Source organism: Microterricola pindariensis (assembly GCF_002936985.1).
Lineage (GTDB): Bacteria > Actinomycetota > Actinomycetes > Actinomycetales > Microbacteriaceae > Microterricola > Microterricola pindariensis.
On sequence record NZ_MPZN01000026.1, the window covers coordinates 21,424 to 44,476 of the forward strand.

Here is a 23,053-nt window from a genome sequence, read left to right on the forward strand (position 1 = left end):
TTCACCCGTTGTTGCTGCTGTGCCCCCGGAGGGATTCGAACCCCCGACCTTCGGTACCGGAAACCGGCGCTCTATCCCCTGAGCTACGGAGGCGCTTGAACGAGATTACCGCATTCCGACCGCGTCGAAAGACCACGGGCTGCGACGGCGGCCGGAGCGGGCTGCGCTACTCCGGCAGGTGCGAGAGCGCCGCGTTCACGAGCGTCTGCGCGTCGCCCGGCTCGAAGAACATCGTCGAGGTGGCGCTCAGCCAGTACGTCGGCGTGAAGACCTGCACCTCGCCGCTCTTCGGGTCGAAGAAGCCGTTCACCGCGGGCGGGGTGCCATAGGTCGGCACCGGCGTGCTGGAGGCTGCCGCCGCGTTCAGGGCCAGCGTCAGCTGCTCCGGGCTCGGCTGCGACAGGGCGAAGTTCATCAGCTCGTTGCTGGTCTGGTGCAGGTAGCCGCAGGCGATGCCGTTGTCGGCCAACGCGAGGGCGGCCAGCGAGCCCTCGGCCGGCTCGAAGCCCGGGTCGGTGCTGACGTTCGGGTTGAAGTCGTAGATGTCCTGCGGGGTGAGCAACGTCTCGCAGTCGATCGTGATGGGCGTGCCCGGCTCGATGCTCGGCGTCGGCTCCGCCGTCGGCTCGTCCGTCGCGGCGTCCGTCGGGGCCGCCGTCGCGGTCCCGCCCGGTGTCGCCTCCGGGGTCGGCTCCGCCGAGCAGCCGGCGAGGCCGAACACGGCAACCGCGGCGAGGGATCCAACGAGGAGGAGGGAGCGCGAGCGCGCGCGCAACGCGGGGGCAGGAACAACAGGCATGTACGCGACTCTAGCAATCGGGCCGCCCGGGTAAGATTGGGGCTCGTGACTCCCGCAGAACTCTCCCACTCCCTCGCCGGCATCGTTCAGAGCATCGTCGACGGCCGACGAACGGCGCGCGAGGGCGAGAATGACGCCCCGGATGCCGCAGCGCCCGTGATCACCGCCGCCGACGTCGTCCTGGAGCGCCCGAAGAACCGCGACCACGGCGACTGGGCATCCAACATCGCCATGAAGCTGGCCAAGCCGCTCGGCGCCAACCCGCGCGAGCTCGCCACCGAGATCGCCGCCGCCGCCGCGGGCATCGACGGTATCGCCAGCGCCGAGGTTGCCGGGCCCGGCTTCATCAACTTCCGCATCGACGCGGCCGCAGCCGGCGCGCTGGCCCGGGCCATCGTCGAGGCCGGCGAGGCCTACGGCACGAGCGACTCGCTCGCCGGCAGCACCATCAACCTCGAGTTCGTCTCGGCCAACCCGACCGGCCCGCTGCACATCGGCCACACCCGCTGGGCCGCGCTCGGCGACTCCATCGGCCGGGTGCTCCGCGCCGCCGGTGCCACCGTCGCCAACGAGTACTACATCAACGACGCCGGCAACCAGATGCAGAACTTCGGCGCATCCGTGCTGGCCGCCGCGAAGGGCGAGCCCACCCCGGAGGGCGGCTACCCCGGCGCCTACATCGCGACGCTCGCCGAGCAGGTGCTCGCCCGCGAGCCCAAGCTGCTCGAGCTCGATGACGCCATCGCGCTGCACACCGCCACCGAGATCGCCTACGAGCTGCAGCTCGCCGAGATCAAGGCCTCGCTCGACCGCTTCAACGTGCACTTCGACGTGTGGACCAGCGAGCGCACCCTGCACGCCCCCGGCGAGGACGGCGTCTCCGACATCGACACCGCCGTGGAGCGCCTGCGCGCCCAGGGCCACGTCTACGACGAGGACGACGCCGTCTGGGTGCGCACCACCGACTTCGGCGACGACAAGGATCGCGTCATCCGCCGCGGCAACGGCATCTACACCTACTTCGCCGCGGATGCCGCCTACTACCTCAACAAGGGCGACCGCGGCTTCCAGCACAAGATCTACCTGCTCGGCGCCGACCACCACGGCTACGTGCACCGCCTCAAGGCCCTCGCCGGCGCCGCAGGCGACGACCCGGAGAAGGACGTCGAGGTGCTCATCGGCCAGCTGGTCAGCATCAACGGCGCCAAGCTCTCCAAGCGCGCGGGCAACATCATCGAGCTCGACGACCTGCAGGCCTGGCTCGGCACCGACGCGCTGCGCTACACGCTCGGCCGCTACCCGGCGGACTCCCCGCTGACCATCGACCCGGAGATCCTGCAGCGCCGCACCAACGACAACCCCGTCTTCTACGTGCAGTACGTGCACGCCCGCACCACGGGTGTCGCCCGCAACGCGCTGGCCGCCGGCGTCGACCGCAGCGTGTTCGCCCCCGAACTGCTCGACCACGAGAGCGAGTCCGCTCTGCTCGGCGGCCTGCAGGAGTTCCCGCGCATCGTCGCCCAGGCGGCCACGCTGCGCGAGCCGCACCGCGTCGCGCGCTACCTCGAGGAGCTCGCCGGCCTGTACCACCGCTGGTACGACAGCTGCCGCGTCACCCCGCTCGGCGAGGAGCCGGTCGGCGATGTGCACCGCACCCGCCTCTGGGTGAACGACGCGACCGGCCAGGTCATCCGGAACGGCCTCGCCCTGCTGGGCGTCAGCGCACCGGAGCGGATGTAGTCATGTCGGAGGCGCTGGGCGCGACAGAGGCCGGAACCGGGGCGAGAAAGCGCCGGAATCCGCTCACGATCGTGCTCAGCGTTCTGATCGGCCTCGGCGTGCTCGTCGCGGTGTTCTTCATCGCCGACGGCATCGCCCGCGGCGTGGCCGAGCGCCGCGTCGCCGAGGAGATCGTCGCGCAACTGCCGCACGGCGTCGTCGCCAGCCCGAGCGTGCACATCGGCGGCACCAGCGTGATCGCGCAGTACCTGGGCGGCCGCTTCGAAGACGTCACGGTCTCGGCCCCGGATGCCGTCATCGACGGCATCCCCGCCGACGTCACGCTGCAGGCCAACGGCTTCCCCGTCGACACCACCCAGCCCGTCGACACGCTGACCGGAACGGTCACGCTCAGCGAGGACGCGCTGAACAGCCTGGTGGAGCGCACCGCCCCGAACGCGGCCGTGCAGCTCGGCTCCGGCGAGCTCAGCTACGCGGCCGAGGCCAGCTTCTTCGGCTTCTCCGTGGGCTACCGGGTGACCGGCGAGCTGCAGGCGGCCGGCGACAGCGTGCTCGTCACCCCGACCGGCGCCGAGGTCACGGCCGGCGGCGGCAGCCTCGACGTCGGCAGGCTCGTCGACCTGATCGTCGGCTCCGAGCCGATCAGCGTCTGCACCGCGCAGTACCTGCCGGTCGGCATCCAGGTCAGCAGCATCGACGTCGTGCCCGGCAGCGCGACCGTGCGCCTCGAGGCGCACGACCTGGTGCTCAACGACGACACCCTCGGCACGCTGGGCAGCTGCGCGCCGTAGCCGCCCAGCGTGCGGCCGATTGGCAGGCCCCGCCCGGTTCTCGCTAGTATTTGCCGTACCTCGCCCCGCCGCTCACCTGCGGCAGGCGGCGACCTCTGTTTGCTGGCTTCAGGGACCAATCCGGGTTCGCTCGCCACGCAGTGTGACTCCCACTCGTTCTCTCCGTGAGGTCCTCACCGTGGCCAATTTTGCCCTCGCCCCCGACTGGCTGGCCGTTCCAGTCCAGCCAAACGCCCTGAACCCGGCCATCTGGCCGGCACATGCCGAGCGCACGGATGCCGGTGAGATCAGCATCGCCGGTGTCCCGGCGCGTGCGCTGGCCGCCGAATTCGGCACCCCGCTCTACGTCTTCGACGAGGAGGACGTGCGCTCCCGCGCCATCCAGATGCGCGAGACCTTCGAGGCGGCCTTCGCCGCCATCGGGACCACTGTTTCCGTTTATTACGCCGGCAAGGCGTTCCTCAGCACGGCGGTCGTCGGCTGGGTGCGCGACGCCGGTCTCCGCGTCGACATCTGCAGCGGGGGAGAGCTCGCCGTCGCCCTCGCCGGCGGCGCCCCGGCATCCGAGCTCGGCTTCCACGGCAACAACAAGTCCGTCGCCGAGATCGACCGCGCCGTCGCCCTCGGCCTCGGCACCATCGTCATCGACAGCTCGATCGAGATCGAGCGGGTGGCCGCGGCCGCCGCGCGGCTCGGCCGGGTGCAGGCGGTGCGCCTCCGCGTGAACAGCGGCGTGCACGCCCACACCCACGAGTTCCTGGCCACCGCGCACGAGGACCAGAAGTTCGGCATCACGCTCGCCGACGCCCCCGCCGTCGTCGCCGCCATCCGCGCCCACGACAGCCTCGACTTCCGCGGCCTACACTGCCACATCGGCTCGCAGATCTTCGACGCGGCCGGCTTCGCCGAGTCCGCCGCGCGACTGCTCACCCTGCAGGCCGAACTGCTCGCCGGCGGGCCCGTTCCCGAGCTCAACCTCGGCGGCGGCTTCGGCATCGCCTACACCGAGGCAGACAGTCCAGCCGCCATCGAGGACATCGCCCGCGGCATGGCCGCCGCCGTCGGCGAGCAGTGCGCCCGCCTCGGCATCCCCGTGCCGCACATCGCCATCGAGCCCGGCCGCTCCATCGTCGGCAACGCCGGCGTCACCCTGTACGAGGTCGGCACGACCAAGCAGGTCAGCGTCCCGGATGCCGGCGGCGCCGACGCCGACAACACCCGCCTCTACGTGAGCGTCGACGGCGGCATGAGCGACAACGCCCGCCCCGCCCTCTACGGCGCCGACTACACGGTGCGCGTGGCCAACCGTGCCTCCGAGGCGCCCGTGCGCCTGGTGCGGGTCGCCGGCAAGCACTGCGAGTCCGGCGACATCGTCGTGGACGCCGATTACCTGCCGAGCGACGTCACCCCGGGCGACCTGCTCGCCGTCGCCGCGACCGGCGCCTACTGCTTCTCGCTCTCCAATAACTACAACTACCTCACCCGCCCGCCCGTCGTGGCCGTCAAGGCCGGCGCAGCCCGCCTCATCGTCCGCGGCGAGACCGAGGCCGACCTGCTCGCCCGCGACCTGGGCGCAGCCGGCTCAACCGTTCAGGAGACCGCACGATGATCGCCTACCGCTCCCTCCGCGTCGCCCTGCTGGGCGGCGGGTCCGTCGGCGCCCAGGTCGCCCGCCTCCTGCTCGAGGAGCAGGAGGAGCTCGCCCTCCGCGTCGGCGCCAAGCTCGAGCTGATCGGCATCGCCGTGCGCGACGTCAACGCCGAGCGCACCGTCGACCTGCCCCGCGAGCTGTTCACCACGGATGCCGAATCCCTCATCCTCGGCGCTGACGTCGTGATCGAGCTGATGGGCGGCATCGAGCCGGCCCGCACCCTCATCCTGCAGGCGCTCGGATCCGGCGCCGACGTCGTCACCGCCAACAAGGCCCTGATCGCCACCCACGGCCCGGAGCTCTTCGCCCTGGCCGAGCAGGTCGGCGCGCAGCTCAACTACGAGGCGGCCGTCGGCGGCGCCATCCCGATCATCCGGCCGCTGCGCGACAGCCTCGCCGGCGACACCGTGCTGCGTATCCTCGGCATCGTCAACGGCACCACGAACTTCATCCTCGACCAGATGGACTCGACCGGCGCCACGCTGGAGGACGCCCTCGCCACGGCGACGGCGCTCGGCTACGCAGAGGCAGACCCGACCGCCGACATCGGCGGCTACGACGCCGCCCAGAAGGCCGCCATCCTGGCCGGACTCGCCTTCCACACCTCGGTGCCGATCGACTCCGTCTACCGCGAGGGCATCACCGGGATCACGGCCGAGCAGATCGCCTCCGCCCAGAAGGCCGGCTACGTCGTCAAGCTGCTCGCCGTCTGCGAGCGCGTCACCGACCCCGCCACCGGCGTCGAGGGCGTCTCCGCCCGCGTGCACCCCGCCATGGTTCCGCGCGACCACCCGCTGGCCGCCGTCCGCGGCGCGAACAACGCCGTCTTCGTCGAGGCGGAGTCCGCCGGCAGCCTGATGTTCTACGGCGCGGGAGCCGGGGGAGTGGAGACGGCATCCGCCGTGCTCGGCGACCTCGTCTCGCTCGGCCGCAGGCACGTCGCCGGCGGCCCCGGCCTCGGCGAGTCCACCCACTCCGAGCTGCCGATCCTCGACATCAGCAGCGTGAGCACCCGCTACTCGGTCACCCTCGAGGTCACCGACGAGCCCGGCGTCCTGGCCGCCATCGCCAACGTCTTCGCCGAGAACGGCGTATCGGTCGAGCTCGTCGAGCAGTCGATCCAGGGCGACGCCGGCACGGCTACCCTTGTGATCGGGACCCACCAAGCCCCCGAGGCCGCGCTCGCGGCCACGGTCGACGCCCTGTCGTCAAACAGTGTTGTGACATCCGTCGCATCCGTCATCAGAGTTGAAGGAGCCCAGCGACCATGAACGCCCAGCCCAGCCCCACTTCACGGCAATGGCGCGGCGTCCTGCGTGAATACGCGGACCGCCTGAATGTGACGGACGCCACCCCCATCATCACCCTGGGCGAGGGCGGGACCCCGCTCATCCCGGCCCCCGCGCTCTCCGCGCGCACCGGTGCCAAGGTGTGGGTCAAGTTCGAGGGGATGAACCCGACCGGCTCCTTCAAGGACCGCGGCATGACGATGGCCATCTCCAAGGCCGTCGAGGCCGGCGCCAAGGCCGTCATCTGCGCCTCCACCGGCAACACCTCCGCCTCGGCCGCCGCCTACGCCGCCCACGCCGGCATCACCGCCGCCGTGCTCGTGCCGGAGGGCAAGATCGCCATGGGCAAGCTCAGCCAGGCGGTCGTGCACAACGGCCAGCTGCTGCAGGTGCAGGGCAACTTCGACGACTGCCTCGACATCGCCCGCGACCTCGCCGCCAACTACCCGGTGCACCTGGTCAACTCGGTCAACAACGACCGCATCGAGGGCCAGAAGACGGCCGCATTCGAGGTGTCGGAGGTTCTCGGCGACGCGCCGGACTTCCACTTCCTGCCCGTCGGCAACGCCGGCAACTACTCGGCGTACTTCCGCGGCTACAGCGAGGACCTCGAGCGCGGCACCACCACCAAGCTGCCCCGCATGTTCGGCTTCCAGGCCGCCGGCTCCGCACCCATCGTGCTCGGCCACGTCGTGAAGAACCCCGAGACGATCGCCAGCGCCATCCGCATCGGCAACCCGGCATCGTGGGAGATGGCCCTCAACGCCCGCGAGGTCAGCAACGGCTACTTCGGCGCCATCACCGACGAGCGCATCCTCGAGGCGTACCGCATCCTGGCCGCCGAGGTCGGAATCTTCGTCGAGCCCGCCTCCGCCATCAGCGTGGCCGGCCTGCTCGAGCAGGCGGACGCCGGCAACGTCCCCGCCGGCGCGACCGTCGTGCTCACCGTCACCGGCCACGGCCTGAAGGACCCGCAGTGGGCCCTGCAGACCGCAGACGGCGGCACCGTGCAGCCGACCGTCGTCCCCGTCGACACCGCCGAGATCGCCAGCGTCCTCGGACTGGGCAAGGCGTGACCGGCGTGATGCCCGGCGCCGGGAGCACGGCAGCGGTGACCCCGCTGCGTGAGCTCGGCGCTCTCATCGACGGCCGCCGCGTCGAGGTCAAGGTTCCCGCCACCACGGCGAACCTCGGCCCCGGCTTCGACACCCTCGGCCTGGCACTGGCCCAGTACGACGACCTCGTCGTGACGGCATCCGCGACCCCCGGCGTCCACGTCGAGGTGCACGGAGTCGGCGCCGGCGAGGTGCCCACCGACGAGACCCACCTCGTCGTCCGTGCCATCGCACACGGCCTCGCCCACTACGGCTACGCGCTGCCGGGGCTTCGCCTCGAGGCGCACAACACCATCCCGCACGGGCGCGGCCTCGGCTCCTCCGGCGCCGCCATCTCGGCCGGCATCATCGCCGCCCGCGGCCTGCTCACCGGCATCGCCGAGATGAGCGATGTGGACGCACTGGCCCTCGCCACCGACATGGAGGGGCACCCGGACAACGTCGCGCCCGCCCTGTTCGGCGGCCTCACCATCGCCTGGGTGACCCCGGACGGCCCGCAGCACAAGAAGCTCATGGTGCACCGCGGCGTCTCACCCGTCGTGTTCGTGCCAGAGGCCGAGATGTCCACGGCGCTGGCGCGCAGCCTGCAGCCGGACTCCGTGCCGCACGAGGACGCCGTGTTCAACGTGTCGCGCTCGGCCCTGCTGATCGCCTCCCTGATCCAGAGCCCTGAGCTGCTTCTCGCGGCCACCGAAGACAAACTGCACCAGAACTACCGCGCCGCGGCGATGCCGGAGACGAACCGTCTCATCACGCTGCTGCGGGACGCGGGCCTGCCCGCCGTGGTCTCCGGTGCCGGTCCATCGATTCTGGTGCTGGCGAGCGACCCCAGCCAGCGCCTGATCGCGGCCGAGCTCGTGGCCCAGCACGCGGAGACCCCGTGGCAGGCGCTCATGCTCGCCGTCGACGTGAAGGGAACGGTGCTCGGCGTCAGCTAGACCGAGCCCTCCGTCACCCTGCGACTCCGTTTCACGAGATTCTGCAGATCCGAGCGGATGCCGCGGCCAACAGGCCGCGGCATCCGCTCTCTGCGTTCCAGCTGCCGCCCGCCTGCGCCATCGACTACGCGGAAAGCGCTCCAACCGCGCCAGGTTGGGGCACCTTGTGCGTAGTCGATGCGTTGCCGGCCGGGAGCAGCCGCTGGTTGCTGCTGTCGAGAGCCCGGCGACTCGTGCGCGGAGCGGGTCGTGACGCCTCGGGCCGGCGAGCACCCTCACGTTGGCTCGAGGGAGCTTGCGACCGAAGCCAGCGGTGCAGGGCGGGCGGTTGCCGGGTGCACCCGGTGCACTCGTTGACTCGTGCGCGGAACGGGTCGTGCGGGGGGAGGCCGACGAGCACCCTCACGTTGGCTCGAGGGAGCTTGCGACCGAAGCCAACGGTGCAGGGCGGGCGGTTGCCGGGTGCACCCGGTGCACTCGTTGACTCGTGCGCGGAGCGGGTCGTGCGGGGGGAGGCCGACGAGCAGCGGTTGCCGTTTTGTAGGTTGCCTGGGGAATGGCTGCCGCCTTTCGCGACGCTTCGCGACACGCCGTTGCCCGCGTGTGAGAAACGCGCAGCCCGAGATGCTAGGGTTGCAGAGCACCCGGTAAACGGCGCCACACAGGCGAATCCAGAACCCGGTGTATTTCTAGCAAATCTTGCTTTCGCTCGCGCCAACTGCTCTGCGCGTCATCTCCCTTGATACTCGCTCTCAGAAGCTCGAACGATCAGCTCCCTGGCACCACACTCTCGTTGTGGGCCAGACGGAAGGACCAAGACCCCGTGACTGATGTCAACACCGGCGCCACAGGCGCACACACCCGTACCGAACTGAACGCGCTGCGCGTTGCCGAGCTGCAGGCCCTGGCCAACCAGCTGGGCATCAGCGGTGCAGGCAAGCTCCGCAAGGGCGAGCTCATCGATGCGATCTCCGAGACCGAAGCGACGGCCGCCCCGGCATCCGCTGCCCCGGCCGCCGCAGTGGAGGCCGTCATCGTCGACGCCGCTCCCGTCGCGCCGGCCGCGGCCGCTCAGGCCCCGGCAGCCGCACCGGCCGAGTCGCCCGCTGAGGCGCCTGCCGCGCAGCCCGCCCGCGCCAAGCGCGGACCGCGCCGTGCCAGCAGCGCGACGGCAGCAGCAGGCCACGTCAACGTGGAGGCCGGCACCGGCCTGGACAGCCTCGTCCCCGCGCTCGACGCCGTCGCAGCCAACAAGGCGAACAAGGCCAACCAGACGAACAAGGCCGGCCAGGCGGGCAAGACCGCCGCGCCGATCGACGCCGCTGGCACCGACGCAGCCGTCGCCGACACGACGGCCGCCGACACCACGGTCGCCGGCGCCACCGAGGGCGACGCCAGCGAGAAGCCCGCACAGAACGAGCGGGGCGGCCGCAACCGCCGCCGCAGCTCGCGCGGCGGCGACGCCCCCGCGAACGGCGACTCGGGCGAGGCCGCAGAGGCCACCGCGCCCGCCGAGGGCGAGAGCGCCGAGGCCGGCACCAGCGAGGAGCCCCGTCAGGGACGCAACCGCAACCGCAACCGCAACAAGCAGCAGAACGGCGGCGAGCAGGCCGACGGCCAGCAGGGCGAGCGTCAGCAGGGCGAGCGTCAGCAGGGCGAGCGCCAGCAGAACGACCGCCAGCAGGGCGAGCGCCAGGGCAACCAGCGCAACCAGCGCGGCCAGCAGCAGGAGCAGGGCCAGGGCGCCCAGCAGGCGCAGAACCGTGGCGAGCGCGATGGCCGGGGCGAGCGCGAACTCCTCGACGGCGACCGCAGCGGCCGCAGCCGTTTCCGTGACCGCAAGCGTCGCGGCGGCGGCCTCGACGACGACTTCGAGCCCGAGATCAGCGACGACGACGTGCTCGTTCCCGTTGCCGGCATCCTCGATGTCCTCGACAACTACGCCTTCGTGCGCACCAGCGGCTACCTGCCCGGCCCGAGCGACGTCTACGTCTCGCTCGGCCAGGTCAAGAAGTACAACCTGCGCAAGGGTGACGCCGTCGTCGGCGCCATCCGCCAGCCGCACGAGGGCGACCAGAGCGGCCGCCAGAAGTACAACGCCATCGTCAAGGTCGACTCGATCAACGGCCAGACCGTCGACGAGGCCGCGGCCCGCGTGGAGTTCCAGAAGCTGACCCCGCTCTACCCGCAGGAGCGCCTGCGCCTGGAGACCGAGTCCGGCAAGGTCACCCAGCGCATCATCGACCTGGTGTCGCCGATCGGCAAGGGCCAGCGCGGCCTGATCGTCGCTCCGCCGAAGGCCGGCAAGACCATCGTTCTGCAGCAGATCGCCAGCGCCATCGCGCAGAACAACCCCGAGGTCCACCTCATGGTCGTTCTGGTCGACGAGCGGCCCGAAGAGGTCACCGACATGCAGCGCACCGTCAAGGGTGAGGTCATCGCCTCCACCTTCGACCGCCCGGCAGAAGACCACACCACGGTCGCCGAGCTGGCCATCGAGCGCGCGAAGCGCCTCGTCGAGCTCGGCCACGACGTCGTCGTGCTGCTCGACTCGATCACCCGCCTCGGCCGCGCGTACAACCTTGCCTCGCCGGCATCCGGCCGGATCCTCTCCGGCGGCGTCGACGCTGCAGCCCTGTACCCGCCGAAGCGCTTCTTCGGTGCCGCCCGCAACATCGAGAACGGTGGCTCGCTCACCATCCTGGCCACCGCGCTCATCGAGACCGGTTCCAAGATGGACGAGGTCATCTTCGAGGAGTTCAAGGGCACCGGCAACATGGAGCTGCGCCTGTCCCGCCAGCTCGCCGACAAGCGCATCTTCCCGGCCGTTGACGTCAACGCATCCGGCACCCGCCGCGAAGAGATGCTGATGAGTGCCGACGAGGTCAAGATCACCTGGAAGCTGCGCCGCGCCCTCGCCGGCCTCGAGCAGCAGCAGGCCCTCGAGGCCGTCCTCGGGCGCCTCAAGGAGACCCAGTCCAACGTCGAGTTCCTCATGCAGGTGCAGAAGACCATGCCGGCGGGCACCGCCGGTCACGAGAACGACCACCGCTAGCTCTCTGTCAGAACCCGTCTGGTCCCGCGGATGCACGATCGTGCATCCGCGGGGCAGGCGGGTTCTTGTCGTCGAGGGAGAATGAGTCACGGAGGAAGCAATGTTTGAATCAGTCCAGGTCCTGTTCAAGGAGCACGCCGATCTGCAGGAGCAGCTCGCCGACCCCGCGCTGCACGCCGACGCGGCGCGCGCCAAGAAGGTGAACCGGCGCTACGCCGAGCTCTCCAAGATCGTCGCCGCCCACGAGGGCTGGGTGCAGGCGCAGGACGACCTCGCCGCAGCTAAGGAGCTGGCCAAGGAGGACGACGCCTTCGCCGAGGAGCTCCCCGCCATGGAGGAGCACCTGGCGACCGCGCAGGAGAAGCTGCGCCGCCTGCTGATTCCGCGCGACCCGGATGACGGCCGCGACGTGATCATGGAGATCAAGGGTGGAGAGGGCGGCGCGGAGAGCGCGCTGTTCGCCGCCGACCTGCTCCGCATGTACATGCAGTACGCCGCTTCCAAGGGCTGGAAGACGGAGATGATCGAGAGCGACGAGAGCGATCTCGGCGGCTACAAGAACGTCCAGATCGCCATCAAGTCCAACGCCACCGACCCGTCGCAGGGCGTCTGGGCGCACCTCAAGTACGAGGGCGGCGTGCACCGCGTGCAGCGCGTGCCCGCGACCGAGACCCAGGGCCGCATCCACACCTCGACGACCGGCGTGCTGGTCTTCCCCGAGGTCGACGAGCCTGAGGAGGTCGAGATCCACGCGAACGACCTCAAGATCGACGTCTACCGCTCCAGCGGCCCCGGCGGCCAGTCGGTCAACACGACCGACTCCGCCGTGCGCATCACACACCTCCCGACCGGCATCGTCGTGGCCATGCAGAACGAGAAGAGCCAGCTGCAGAACCGCGAGGCCGGCATGCGCGTGCTGCGCGCCCGCATCCTGGCCCGCCGCCAGGAGGAGCAGGCCGAGCTCGACAGCGCCAAGCGCAAGACACAGATCCGCACCATGGACCGTTCAGAGCGCATCCGCACGTACAACTTCCCGGAGAACCGCATCGCGGATCACCGCACCGGCTACAAGGCGTACAACCTCGACTCCGTCATGAACGGCGCACTCGACCCCGTCATCGAGTCGGCGATCCACGCCGACGAGGAGGCGCGCCTGGCCGACATCGGCGACCAGGGCTAGTCACCCGCACCCGTGCGGATGCACCCCCAGCGGCGCAGCAGGCTTCGGCCGGCTGCGCCACTGCTGTCTCCGCCGTCTGTTCCGCCCCTGCGGCCCGCGTGCGCACGCGCACGCGCACAACCCTTTCGCGACTGCGTGCAGTAGTGTCGGCAGCACGGAGTCACACTGGCCCCCGTGAGCGGATGAGCACATGCTTCCAACGCACGAAACGGTTCTCGGTGTGCTCGGCACATCGCGCAAGCCCGATGAACGACGAGTCCCCATCCATCCGGCGCACTTCGAGCGCATCGCGGAGTCGCTGCGCCAGCGCATCGTCCTGGAAGAGGGCTACGGCCGCCATTTCGGTGTCGGCGACGCCGAGATCGCCCCGTTCGTCGGAGCGATCCGCAGCCGCGCCGAGGTGATCGAGGCGGCAGACGTCGTGCTCCTTCCCAAACCCCAGCTCGAGGACGTCGCGGCGCTCCGCGACGGACAGACGCTGTGGGGCTGGCCGCACTGCGTGCAGGACGCCGCCCTCACCCAGCTGGCCGTCGACAAGCGACTCACCCTCATCGCCTTTGAAGCCATGAACCACTGGCAGAGCGACGGCGGCTTCGGCCTGCACGTGTTCCACAAGAACAACGAGATCGCCGGATATAGTTCTGTGCTGCATGCTCTGGCCCTCTGCGGCTCGACGGGGGACTACGGGCGCAGGCTCACCGCCGTCGTGATCGGCTTCGGTGCCACCGCCCGCGGGGCCGTCACCGCGCTGAACGCGCTCGGCATCCACGATGTGCGCGTGCTCACCAACCGCCGCGTCGCCTCGGTCGCCGCACCGATCCACTCCGCGCAGATCGTGCAGTTCGACCATGACGACGGCCCGTACCTCAGCGAGGTCATCACCGACGACGGCCGGGTGCCGCTTGCGCCGTTCCTGGCCGAGAGCGACATCGTCGTCAACTGCACGCTGCAGGATCCGAATGCTCCGCTGCTCTACCTGCGCACGGCCGACCTGGGCGCATTCCGGCCCGGCAGCCTCATCATCGACGTCTCCTGCGACGACGGCATGGCCTTTGACTGGGCGCGGTCGACGACCTTCGCGGAGCCGATGTTCACGGTGGGCGGCAGCATCAACTACTACGCCGTCGACCACAGCCCGTCCTACCTGTTCAACTCCGCCAGCTGGGAGATCAGCGAGGCGCTGCTGCCGTTCCTCGGCGGCGTCATGGGCGGTCCGGCGGCCTGGGCGGGCAACGAGACGATCAGCCGCGCCGTCGAGATCGAGAACGGCGTCATCGCGAACCCGGCAATCCTGGCATTCCAACATCGGGCGGCCGAGTACCCGCACCCGCGCGACGGCGATGCGCCCACTGCACTACCGACGGGGGCGGACGGCCGCTAGGCTCTGCACCGCACGGTCGGCGCGAGGGGGCAACCATGGAACTGCAGAACATCCTGCTGGGGATGGTCGCCATCGGTGGTGTGATCGCGGCGGGCATCTGGGTCCTCAAGACACTCTTCGACGCGGAGATGCCGAGCATGGAGCGCCTCATCTGGCTGCTCATCATCCTGATGTTCCCGCTGGTCGGGGCGCTGATCTGGCTGAGCTGGGGCCGGGACTCACTGCGCCAGCGCCCGGATGCCGCGCCGAGCAGCCCGGCAACCTTCCGCAAGGAGGAGGCTCCCCGCTAACCGGCGGGGTTCCGACAGGCTCAACCTGCTGGGTTCCGACAGGCTCAACCGGCGGGGTTTCGACAGGCTCAACCTGCGGGTTGGGGCGGGGTGGCGGAGGGGTCTGCCGCAGAGCGTCGCTAGATGCTCCAGTCGTGCACGCCGCGGGCGGCGTCCATCGTCTCGGGCTTCAGCGGCCGGATGTGCGCGGGAACGCCGACGATCAGCGAGTGCGGCGGGGCGTCCTTGCTCATCACCGCGTTTGCGCCGATTGTGCTCCACGCGCCGATGACGATGTCGCCGAGCACCTTCGCGCCGGCCCCGACGGTCACCCCGTCCTCGAGGGTCGGGTGCCGCTTCTGCCCGGGCTTGATGCCGTGCAGGCTCTTCCCGCCCAGGGTGACCCCGTGGTAGAGCATGACGTCGTCGCCGAGCACCGCCGTCTCGCCGATCACGACCCCCATCCCGTGGTCAATGAACAGCCGGCGGCCGATCGTCGCGCCGGGGTGGATCTCGATGCCGGTGGCGAATCGGGTGAGCTGGGAGAGCAGGCGCGCGGGCAGGCGGATGCCGCGCTGCCAGAGCGTGTGCGCGAGCCGGTAGCTCCACACGGCGTGCAGCCCGGAGTAGGCGAGGAAGATCTCCGCATTGCTCCGGGCAGCCGGGTCATGGGCCCTGGCCGTTGCCACGTCTTCCCGGAGCGCTGCGAAGAAGGTCATCCCGTTAGTCAAGCAGGTCTTCGTAGAGAACGGTGCTCACGTAGCGCTCACCGAAGTCGGGCACGACGACGACGATCGTCTTGCCGGCGTTCTCCGGGCGCTTGGCCACCTCGAGTGCGGCCCAGACGGCCGCGCCGGAGGAGATGCCGCCGAGGATCGCCTCGTCGGTGGCCAGCCGGCGCGCGGTGGCGATGGCATCCGGGGTGGCCACGTCGATGACCTCGTCGTAGACGGTGGTGTCCAGGATCGCGGGGACGAAGTTCGCGCCGAGGCCCTGGATCTTGTGCGGGCCCGGGGTGCCGCCGGTGAGGATGGGGGAGTCCAGCGGCTCGACGGCAATCACCTGCAGCCCGGGCTTGCGCTCCTTGAGCAGGCCGCCCGCGCCGGTGATGGTGCCGCCGGTGCCGATGCCGGCCACGAAGATGTCGACGGCGCCGTCGGTGTCGGCCCAGATCTCCTCGCCGGTGGTCGCCCGGTGGATGGCGGGGTTGGCCGGGTTGGCGAACTGGCTGGCGAGGATCGCGCCGGGGGTCTCGGCGACGATCTGCTCTGCCCGCTCCACGGCGCCGCGCATGCCGTCGGCGCCGGGGGTGAGCACGAGCTCCGCGCCGTAGGCGCGCAGCAGCACGCGGCGCTCTTTGCTCATCGACTCCGGCATGGTCAGGATGACCTTGTAGCCGCGCGCGGCGCCGACGAGGGCGAGCGCGATGCCCGTGTTGCCGCTGGTGCCCTCGACGATGGTGCCGCCGGGCTGCAGCTGACCCGAGGCCTCGGCCGCGTTGATGATGGCGGCGCCGATGCGGTCCTTCACGCTCGCGGCCGGGCTGTAGAACTCGAGCTTGGCGAGCACCGTGGCCTCGGAGCCGTCGGTGATTCGGTTCAGGCGCACCAAGGGAGTGTTTCCGATGGTGTCGATGATGCTGTCATAGATGCGCGGAGCCATGGGCGAAGCCTTTCGGTGCAGAATCAATCGGGAGACGCGCCCGGAGCAACAATGGCGCGGCGCAATCAACACTAGGGCTCGGGCCCGGCACAGGCGAGTGCGTTACATTCCCCTATGTGAATGTTTCAGCAAACGACGCCGCCCGCCCCCTGCGCGAGATCCGCGATTCGGCGGCAGCCGCCCTCGGCTCGGCCGGGATCCTCGACCCGGAGATCGACGCCGAATTGCTGATCGGGCACGTCACCGGGCGCTCCCGCGGTGAGCTGCAGGCGGGCATCGTGATGGACGCCGAGCTGAGCGCCGCGGATGTCGCCGCCCTCGCGCCCCTCGTCGAACGCCGCGCCCGGCGCGAGCCGCTGCAGCACATCACCGGCCTCGCGCCGTTCCGCTCGCTCGAGCTCGCGGTCGGCCCCGGCGTCTTCGTGCCCCGGCCGGAGACCGAGCAGGTCGCCCAGATCGCCATCGATGCCCTGCACGCCGCCGCCGCGCCCAGCCCGATCGGCGTCGACCTCGGCACCGGCAGCGGCGCCATCGCGCTGGCCATGGCCACCGAGGTGCCGCGCGCCCGCATCTGGGCGGTCGAGAACTCGCCGGAGGCCTTCGTCTGGACCAGCCGCAACTTCCGCGAGACGGATGCCGGCAACGCCACCCTCCAGTTCGCCGACCTGGCCGACGCCCTGCACGAGCTCGACGGCTCCGTCAGCGTCGTCATCTCCAACCCGCCGTACATCCCGCTGGCCGCGATCCCGCGCGACCCGGAGGTGCGCCTGTTCGACCCGGAGCACGCCCTCTACGGCGGCGAGGACGGCCTCGACGTCGTCCGGCACGTCTCGCAGACCGCGCTCCGGCTGCTGCACCCGGGCGGCACCCTCGTCATCGAGCACGGCGAGCTGCAAGCGGCCGAGATCGCCGCGCTGCTGGAGGCCGACGGCTGGCGCGCGGTGGCCTCCCACCGCGACTTCACCACCCGCGACCGCGCCACCACCGCCCTGCGCTAGCCGCCCCTCGCGAACGCGCCTGCCCCGGCCTCCTGCCGTTCTGCGGATACGCGCGACCGCCTGCGGTGTGTCGCGGCATTTTCGCGGCGTGTCGGCCGCCGCATCCGCGGACCGGCAGATCTCAGAAGCCAGCGCCCAGTGCCCAGAATCCAGAGCCCAGTGCCCAGAGGCCGGCCTCGGCGGCGGCCTCGTGCCCGCCGGCCCACCAGGACGTGGCGAGGCGATACCGGCTGGCCCCGGTCGGCTCGGCCAGGCGGGGGAGCCGCTGCCGGACGTCGTAGCCGTAGAGCGTCTTGTCGCAGTCGAAGAAATACACGTCACCGGGCGCCGGGCCGGTATCGCGGCCGTTGCTGTGCCGTGCCAGAAGCACACAGGCTGCCTGCAGTAGAATCGTCGGAAATGGCTCCACGCATCTTCGACTGCTCGGTCGACACCGAACTCATGTCCGGAATGAGGCTGGCGCGCTCGGCGATCGGCCGCGGCGCGCTCGTCGTCATGCCCACCGACACGGTGTACGGCATCGCGGCCGACGCCTTCAACCCGGCCGCCGTCCAGCGCCTGCTCGAGGCCAAGGGCCGCGAGCGCAGCTCGCCGCCGCCCGTGCTGATCCCCGGCATCGCGACGCTCGACGCACTCGCCGCCGAGGTGCCGCAGGCCGTGCGCGACCTGATCGACGCCTTCTGGCCGGGCGGTCTCACCGTCATCCTGCGCGCGCAGCCGTCGCTGAGCTGGGACCTGGGCGAGACCCGGGGCACCGTCGCACTGCGGATGCCGGCCAACCCGCTGGCCCTCGAACTGCTCAGCGAGACCGGCCCGCTCGCCGTCTCCTCCGCCAACCGCACCGGCATGCCGGCAGCGACCGGCGCCGCCCAGGCCGAGGACATGCTCGGCGAGAGCGTCGAGGTCTACCTCGACGGCGGCGAATCCGGCGCAGACTACGAGGCGATCGGCGAGCGTGCGGGCGACCTCTCCTCCACGATCATCGATGCCACCACGCTCGGCCAGCCCGGCGGCGCACTCCGCATCGTGCGCGCCGGCGTCATCTCCCGCGAGCAGATCCGCGCCATCGTCGGCGACCTGCTGGCCGGTCCGGACGCGGCCGTGCCGCAGCCCGCCGCCGCGACAGACGCCGCCGCGACAGACGCCGCCGCGACAGACACCGCCGCGCCCGAGAGCGCCACAGAACCCGCGGAGCCGGACGCGTGACCCTGTTCGTGGTGCTCGCGCTGATCTCGGCGCTGGTCACCTTCGGGCTCTCGATGCTGGTGTATCGACTGGCCCACCGCTACAAGCTGTACCCAAAGATCCGCGCGCGCGACGTGCACACCCGGCCGACGCCCCGCCTCGGCGGCATCGCCATGTTCCTCGGCATCGTCGCCGCCTTCGGCGTGGCCTGGCTGATCTCGGCCCAGTTCCCGCCGCTGAAGATCATCTTCGACGACCCGGCCCAGATCCTCGCCATCCTCGGCGGCGCCCTGCTGATCGTGCTGATCGGCGTCGCCGACGACATCTGGGACCTCGACTGGATGACGAAGCTCGCCGGCCAGTTCCTCGCCGCCGGCCTCATCGCCTGGAAGGGCGTGCAGGTCTACGCCCTGCCGCTCGGCGGGGTGACGGCGATCGGCTCCTCCTGGATCTCGCTCATCATCACCGTGTTCGCCATCGTGCTGGTGATGAACGCCATCAACTTCATCGACGGCCTCGACGGGCTCGTCGCCGGCGTCGCGCTGATCGCCAACGGCGTCTTCTTCCTGTACACCTACCTCCTCGTGCAGCAGACCTCGCCGAGCAACTACTTCAACCTGGCCTCGCTGATCGCCGCGCTGCTCGTCGGCGCCTGCGTCGGATTCCTGCCGTTGAACTGGCACCCGGCCCGGCTGTTCATGGGGGATGCGGGCGCTCTGCTGATCGGGCTGCTGATGGCGACATCCGCCATCGCCGTCACGACCCAGGTCAGCCCGGCGTCGCCGTCGCTGGTCAGCGCCGAGCTGATGCCGGCGTTCATCCCGATCATCCTGCCGTTCGCCGTGCTGCTGGTGCCGCTGCTGGACTTCAGCCTCGCCGTCTTCCGCCGGCTGCGGGCGGGCAAGTCGCCGTTCAGCGCCGACCGCAAGCACCTGCACCACCGCCTGCTCGACATGGGCCACTCGCACCTGCACGCCGTGCTCATCTTCTACGGCTGGACGGCGGTCGCCTCCATCGGCTGCGCGCTGTTCTTCATCCTGCCCGCCTACTTCGGCCTGCCGGCCTGGTGGGCCGCCGTCTTCCTCGTCCTCGGCCTGATCGCCTGCACAGCCGTCACCCTGGCCCCGCTCAGCAAGCGCAAGGCGCTGGAGGCGGCCAGCCAGGCGGCAGCCCCCGATTCCCCGGATGCCGCGGCGACCGCGCCATTCGACCCCCTCGACGAGGCGTCCGAGGCGCTCGACGACCTCGACCCCGTCCCCAGCATGGCGAACACCGCCGAAAACCCAACACACAAGGACCAGTCATGACCGGCACCACGCCAGCCAAGCAGCCCGCGAACAACACCCCCTCCTCGAACCCGGTGCTGCGCCGCGCCCTGACGCTCGGCGGTTTCGTCGCGCTCGGCATCGCCGTCGTCGGCGGCATCATCGGCTTCGTGGTCGACGGGGGAGTGGGCCTGCTCAGCGCGCTGATCGGCACCGGCCTCGCCGTCATCTTCATGGGAGTCACCGCGGCGACGATCCTCCTGGCGAACCGCTTCAGCGGCTCCGACCTCTTCGTCGGCGCCTTCTTCGGCATCGTGCTCGGCGGCTGGCTGCTCAAGTTCGTCGTGTTCCTGGTCGTGGTGATCATCCTCAAGGACCAGGCCTGGGTGAACCCCGTCGTGCTCTTCCTCTCGCTCATCGCCGGCGTGATCGGATCGCTCATCGTCGACGTCCTGGTCATGATGAAATCTCGGATGCCGTACGTCAGCGACGTCACGCTGCCCAACCAGAGCACAGATGAGCGGCCTGAACAAAAATAATTGCCCGGAGAGCCCTTCTCGATTCGGTCACGGCCGCATATCTTGCTAGAGTGAGTCCAGTTCCCCCCGGTTTCGACACAGCTTGACCGTGTCTGAAAACGGTTCCCATCGTTCGTTGTTGCGAGAGCCGAGCTCCACGCCCCGAAACAGGAGATAGCGCTGTTAGCTACCGCTGTGAACCTGCTGGTCACATCCTCAACCGACGATAGCGGCTTCCACGCCCCATCCATCGGCGAATTTTTCCCAGATGCCGTGCTCTTCGCCGGCACCGACTTCGAGATCAACCGCATCGTCTTGGTGCGCTTCCTCGCCGTGGCTGTTCTGATCCTGCTGTTCTGGCTCGGAACCCGCAAGATGAAGCTCGTCCCCGGCCGCTTCCAGAGCCTCATCGAGATGGGCCTGGACCTCGTCCGCGTCAACATCGGTGAAGACCTGCTCGGTCGCAAGGACGCGAAGCGGTTCCTGCCGATCCTGACCTCGATCTTCTTCATGGTTCTCTTCATGAACCTGACCGGAATCATCCCCGGCCTGAACATCGCCGGCACGGCCGTCATCGGTGTTCCCCTTGTCCTCGCGCTCGTCTCCTATGTGACGTTCATCTACGCGGGCATCAAGAAGAGCCCGGGCAAGTTCTTCAAGAACTCCCTGTTCCCGGCCGGCGTTCCGCTGCCGGTGTACATCATCGTGACGCCGATTGAGCTCATCTCGACGTTCATCATTCGCCCGGTCACCCTCGCCCTTCGTCTTCTGATGAACATGATGGTCGGGCACCTGCTGCTGGTTCTCTTCTTCGCAGCAACCCAGTTCTTCTTCTTCACGGCCGGCGGCCTCTGGTCGCTGCTCGGCGTCGGCTCGCTCGCATTCGGACTCGTCTTCACGCTGTTCGAGCTGCTGGTGGCCGTGCTCCAGGCCTACGTCTTTGCCCTACTTACCGCGGTCTACATCCAGCTCGCGGTCGCAGAAGAACACTAAAACGAACTCGGCAACCGCCGAATTCGCCCAACGGAAGGAAACACAAACGTGGACGCAACAACCGTTCTCGCCGAGATCACCGGCAGCATCGCGACGGTCGGCTACGGCCTCGCAGCAATCGGCCCGGCCATCGGTGTGGGTATCGTCGTCGGCAAGACCATCGAGGGTGTCGCTCGCCAGCCCGAGCTCGCAGGTCGCCTGCAGGTTCTGATGTGGATCGGTATCGCCTTCACCGAGGCGCTCGCCTTCATCGGTATCGCAACCGCCTTCATCTTCGGCTTCTAATCCTCTTTTTCGCTCTCTAAGGAGGCCTGATGCTTCACGCAGTGTTCACTGCTGCAACCGAAGAAGCGGCTCAGAACCCGCTTCTCCCGGCGTCGTACGACATCATCTGGTCGGCCGTCTGCTTCTTGATCGTCCTGGTCTTCTTCTGGAAGTTCGGACTCCCCAAGATGCAGGTCATGCTCGACCAGCGTGCCGAGGCGATCGAAGGCAACATCGCGAAGGCCGACGAGGCTCAGCGCAAGGCCGAGGCTGCTCTCGAGGAGTACACCGCTCAGCTCGCCGACGCGCGTGCAGAGGCTGGCAACATCCGCGAGGCCGCCCGCGAGGATGGCAAGAAGATCGTCGCAGAGGCCAAGACCTCCGCGTCGACCGAGGCCGCTCGCATCACCGCGTCGGCTCAGGCTCAGATCGAGGCAGAGCGGCAGGCCGCCGTTGTCTCGCTGCGCTCCGAGGTTGGCACGCTCGCGATTGACCTGGCATCCGGTGTGATCGGCGAAAGCCTCACCGACGACGCCAAGGCCAGCGCCATCGTCGACCGCTTCCTCGCAGACCTGGAGGCCGCCGAGAAGGCTGCGCCTTCGGCAGGAAAGAAGTAGTCACTATGGGATCAGCGACCAGAGAGGCCCTCGCCTCGGCGAGAGCCGCACTGACCGCTTCGGCAGTAAGCGGAGCAAGCCTCGCCGTTGGCGAGGAGCTGTTCTCTGCCAGCCGCGTCATCGGCAGCTCGAGCCAGCTCCTGCAGGCGATTGCCGACCCCGGTGCGGAAAACGCAGCGAAGGTCGCCTTGGTCGACTCGGTGTTCGGCTCTGCGCTCTCGGCGCCGGCCCAGCAGCTGCTGCGCACTATTGCCAGCAGCCGTTGGTCGGAGCAGGACGACGTCCTGGCGGCCATCGAGGAGATCGGGCTGCGCGCAATCGCAGACTCCGCTCCCTCCGGAACCGGACTCGAGCAGGAACTGTTCGCGTTCGGTACCGCCGTCGCCTCGAACTCCGAGCTCGAGCTGGCCATTTCGAACAAGCTTGGCTCTGCGAGCGCGAAGTCGGCCCTGGTCGCCTCGCTGCTCTCCGGCAAGGCTTCCGATCAGACCGTCGCCATCGTCAACCAGCTCGTGCAGCAGCCTCGCGGCCGCCGCATCGGCGAGTTGCTCCGGCATGCGGCAACCATCGTCGCCGACGAGGCCGGTTTCGGCATCGCAACGGTGACGTCGGCCGTGCAGCTCGCACCGGCACAGCTGCAGCGTCTCGCTGCGGCGTTGTCCGGCAGCTACGGCCGCGAGCTGCGGATCAACCAGGTGGTTGACCCCGCTGTGCTCGGCGGACTCCGCGTTCAGGTCGGCGACGACGTGATCGACGGCAGCATTGCATCTCGTCTCAACGATGTGCGAATTCAGCTTGCCGGCTGACCTTGTGTCGGCTGGAACATATTTGACCTCGGCGCCGTAAGGCTTCGAAACGACAGAACCTGTACACCTCGTGCAGAAAAGGGAAGATGATGGCAGAACTCACAATCAGCCCCGATGAGATCCGCGACGCGCTCAAGGACTTCGTCAAGGCTTACGAGCCCGGCAGCGCTGCTGCTACTGAGGTTGGACACGTGACGGATGCCGGTGACGGTATCGCTCACGTCGAAGGCCTCCCCGGAGTCATGGCCAACGAGCTCATCAAGTTCGCCGATGGCACCCTGGGCCTCGCCCAGAACCTCGACGAAGATGAGGTCGGTGTTGTTGTGCTCGGCGAGTTCGACGGCATCGTCGAGGGCATGGAGGTCACCCGCACGGGTGAGGTTCTCTCCGTCCCCGTCGGAGACGCGTTCCTCGGCCGTGTCGTCGACCCGCTCGGCGCCCCGATCGACGGTCTCGGCGAGATCGTCCCCGAGGGTCGCCGCGCCCTCGAGCTCCAGGCTCCCGGCGTCATGGCCCGCAAGTCGGTTCACGAGCCGA

22 protein-coding genes, 1 tRNA gene and 1 pseudogene are annotated in these 23,053 nt (G+C 69.5%); 19 read left to right on the plus strand and 5 right to left on the minus strand.

Annotated features, from left to right (window positions below):
• Positions 1-20: 20 nt before the first annotated feature.
• Together GY24_RS09380 and GY24_RS09385 are read right to left on the minus strand one after the other, a co-directional pair.
• Positions 21-93, minus strand: a tRNA-Arg gene (locus tag GY24_RS09380).
• A 73-nt stretch (positions 94-166) separates the two neighbouring features.
• On the minus strand, positions 167-799 hold the full coding sequence (locus tag GY24_RS09385; protein ID WP_133161155.1) for a hypothetical protein: 633 nt from the start codon (positions 797-799) through the stop codon (positions 167-169).
• Positions 800-844: 45 nt separating this feature from the next.
• On the opposite strand from GY24_RS09385, the gene GY24_RS09390 reads away from it, so the two are divergent.
• The 10 genes from GY24_RS09390 to GY24_RS09435 all read left to right on the plus strand — a co-directional run bounded on the left by GY24_RS09390 (position 845) and on the right by GY24_RS09435 (position 14,229).
• Complete coding sequence (locus tag GY24_RS09390; protein WP_104475392.1) at positions 845-2,539, plus strand: arginine--tRNA ligase; 1,695 nt, start codon at positions 845-847, stop codon at positions 2,537-2,539.
• 2 nt (positions 2,540-2,541) lie between these two features.
• Entirely contained in the window at positions 2,542-3,330 is a 789-nt protein-coding gene (locus GY24_RS09395) for an LmeA family phospholipid-binding protein (RefSeq protein WP_104475393.1), read from the plus strand.
• Between the two features lie 178 nt (positions 3,331-3,508).
• Positions 3,509-4,939: a diaminopimelate decarboxylase gene (lysA, locus tag GY24_RS09400; RefSeq protein ID WP_104475394.1), complete on the plus strand. Its 1,431-nt coding sequence runs from the start codon at positions 3,509-3,511 to the stop codon at positions 4,937-4,939.
• Positions 4,936-6,252: a homoserine dehydrogenase gene (locus GY24_RS09405; RefSeq protein ID WP_104475395.1), complete on the plus strand. Its 1,317-nt coding sequence runs from the start codon at positions 4,936-4,938 to the stop codon at positions 6,250-6,252. The genes lysA and GY24_RS09405 overlap by 4 nt, the downstream gene beginning before the upstream one ends.
• Positions 6,249-7,346 carry a threonine synthase gene (gene thrC / locus GY24_RS09410; RefSeq protein ID WP_104475396.1) on the plus strand — a complete coding sequence of 366 codons (1,098 nt, stop codon included), beginning with the start codon at positions 6,249-6,251 and terminating at the stop codon, positions 7,344-7,346. Before GY24_RS09405 ends, thrC begins: the two co-directional genes overlap by 4 nt.
• A gap of 8 nt (positions 7,347-7,354) precedes the next feature.
• Complete coding sequence (thrB, locus tag GY24_RS09415; RefSeq protein ID WP_104475411.1) at positions 7,355-8,323, plus strand: homoserine kinase; 969 nt, start codon at positions 7,355-7,357, stop codon at positions 8,321-8,323.
• An 823-nt stretch (positions 8,324-9,146) separates the two neighbouring features.
• Entirely contained in the window at positions 9,147-11,378 is a 2,232-nt protein-coding gene (gene rho / locus GY24_RS09420; protein WP_104475397.1) for a transcription termination factor Rho, read from the plus strand.
• A 100-nt stretch (positions 11,379-11,478) separates the two neighbouring features.
• A complete protein-coding gene (gene prfA / locus GY24_RS09425; protein WP_083363341.1) occupies positions 11,479-12,558 on the plus strand; it encodes a peptide chain release factor 1 in 1,080 nt (359 codons plus the stop codon).
• 190 nt (positions 12,559-12,748) lie between these two features.
• Positions 12,749-13,939: a N(5)-(carboxyethyl)ornithine synthase gene (locus GY24_RS09430; protein WP_104475398.1), complete on the plus strand. Its 1,191-nt coding sequence runs from the start codon at positions 12,749-12,751 to the stop codon at positions 13,937-13,939.
• A gap of 35 nt (positions 13,940-13,974) precedes the next feature.
• Complete coding sequence (locus tag GY24_RS09435; RefSeq protein WP_104475399.1) at positions 13,975-14,229, plus strand: PLD nuclease N-terminal domain-containing protein; 255 nt, start codon at positions 13,975-13,977, stop codon at positions 14,227-14,229.
• Positions 14,230-14,348: 119 nt separating this feature from the next.
• Here GY24_RS09435 and epsC read toward each other — a convergent pair whose 3' ends face one another.
• Complete coding sequence (epsC, locus tag GY24_RS09440; protein ID WP_083363344.1) at positions 14,349-14,927, minus strand: serine O-acetyltransferase EpsC; 579 nt, start codon at positions 14,925-14,927, stop codon at positions 14,349-14,351.
• 4 nt (positions 14,928-14,931) lie between these two features.
• Positions 14,932-15,870, minus strand: coding sequence for a cysteine synthase A (gene cysK / locus GY24_RS09445; RefSeq protein ID WP_104475400.1), 939 nt, complete (start codon positions 15,868-15,870; stop codon positions 14,932-14,934).
• 116 nt (positions 15,871-15,986) lie between these two features.
• Between cysK and prmC the strand changes: the two genes are divergently transcribed.
• Positions 15,987-16,868 (plus strand): peptide chain release factor N(5)-glutamine methyltransferase, encoded by an 882-nt coding sequence (gene prmC, locus GY24_RS09450; protein ID WP_104475401.1) that lies wholly within the window; start codon positions 15,987-15,989, stop codon positions 16,866-16,868.
• Between the two features lie 121 nt (positions 16,869-16,989).
• On the opposite strand, the gene GY24_RS09455 is transcribed toward prmC, so the two are convergent.
• Complete coding sequence (locus GY24_RS09455; RefSeq protein WP_233279291.1) at positions 16,990-17,238, minus strand: hypothetical protein; 249 nt, start codon at positions 17,236-17,238, stop codon at positions 16,990-16,992.
• A gap of 29 nt (positions 17,239-17,267) precedes the next feature.
• Between GY24_RS09455 and GY24_RS09460 the strand changes: the two genes are divergently transcribed.
• The 8 genes and pseudogenes from GY24_RS09460 to GY24_RS09495 form a co-directional block, all read left to right on the plus strand.
• Complete coding sequence (locus tag GY24_RS09460; RefSeq protein WP_104475402.1) at positions 17,268-18,074, plus strand: L-threonylcarbamoyladenylate synthase; 807 nt, start codon at positions 17,268-17,270, stop codon at positions 18,072-18,074.
• The gene (locus tag GY24_RS09465; RefSeq protein ID WP_104475403.1) at positions 18,071-19,360 is read left to right on the plus strand and encodes an MraY family glycosyltransferase; all 1,290 of its coding nucleotides are present in this window, start codon (positions 18,071-18,073) and stop codon (positions 19,358-19,360) included. The genes GY24_RS09460 and GY24_RS09465 overlap by 4 nt, the downstream gene beginning before the upstream one ends.
• Complete coding sequence (locus GY24_RS09470; RefSeq protein ID WP_104475404.1) at positions 19,357-19,857, plus strand: hypothetical protein; 501 nt, start codon at positions 19,357-19,359, stop codon at positions 19,855-19,857. The genes GY24_RS09465 and GY24_RS09470 overlap by 4 nt, the downstream gene beginning before the upstream one ends.
• Before the next feature lie 174 nt (positions 19,858-20,031).
• On the plus strand, positions 20,032-20,829 hold the full coding sequence (gene atpB, locus GY24_RS09475) for a F0F1 ATP synthase subunit A (RefSeq protein WP_067226461.1): 798 nt from the start codon (positions 20,032-20,034) through the stop codon (positions 20,827-20,829).
• Positions 20,830-20,877: 48 nt separating this feature from the next.
• Complete coding sequence (gene atpE, locus GY24_RS09480) at positions 20,878-21,114, plus strand: ATP synthase F0 subunit C (RefSeq protein WP_055833920.1); 237 nt, start codon at positions 20,878-20,880, stop codon at positions 21,112-21,114.
• 29 nt (positions 21,115-21,143) lie between these two features.
• Positions 21,144-21,710, plus strand: coding sequence for a F0F1 ATP synthase subunit B (locus tag GY24_RS09485; RefSeq protein WP_083363350.1), 567 nt, complete (start codon positions 21,144-21,146; stop codon positions 21,708-21,710).
• Positions 21,711-21,715: 5 nt separating this feature from the next.
• Entirely contained in the window at positions 21,716-22,516 is an 801-nt protein-coding gene (locus tag GY24_RS09490; protein ID WP_104475405.1) for a F0F1 ATP synthase subunit delta, read from the plus strand.
• 89 nt (positions 22,517-22,605) lie between these two features.
• Positions 22,606-23,053, plus strand: a pseudogene (locus tag GY24_RS09495) (F0F1 ATP synthase subunit alpha); the annotation flags it as partial.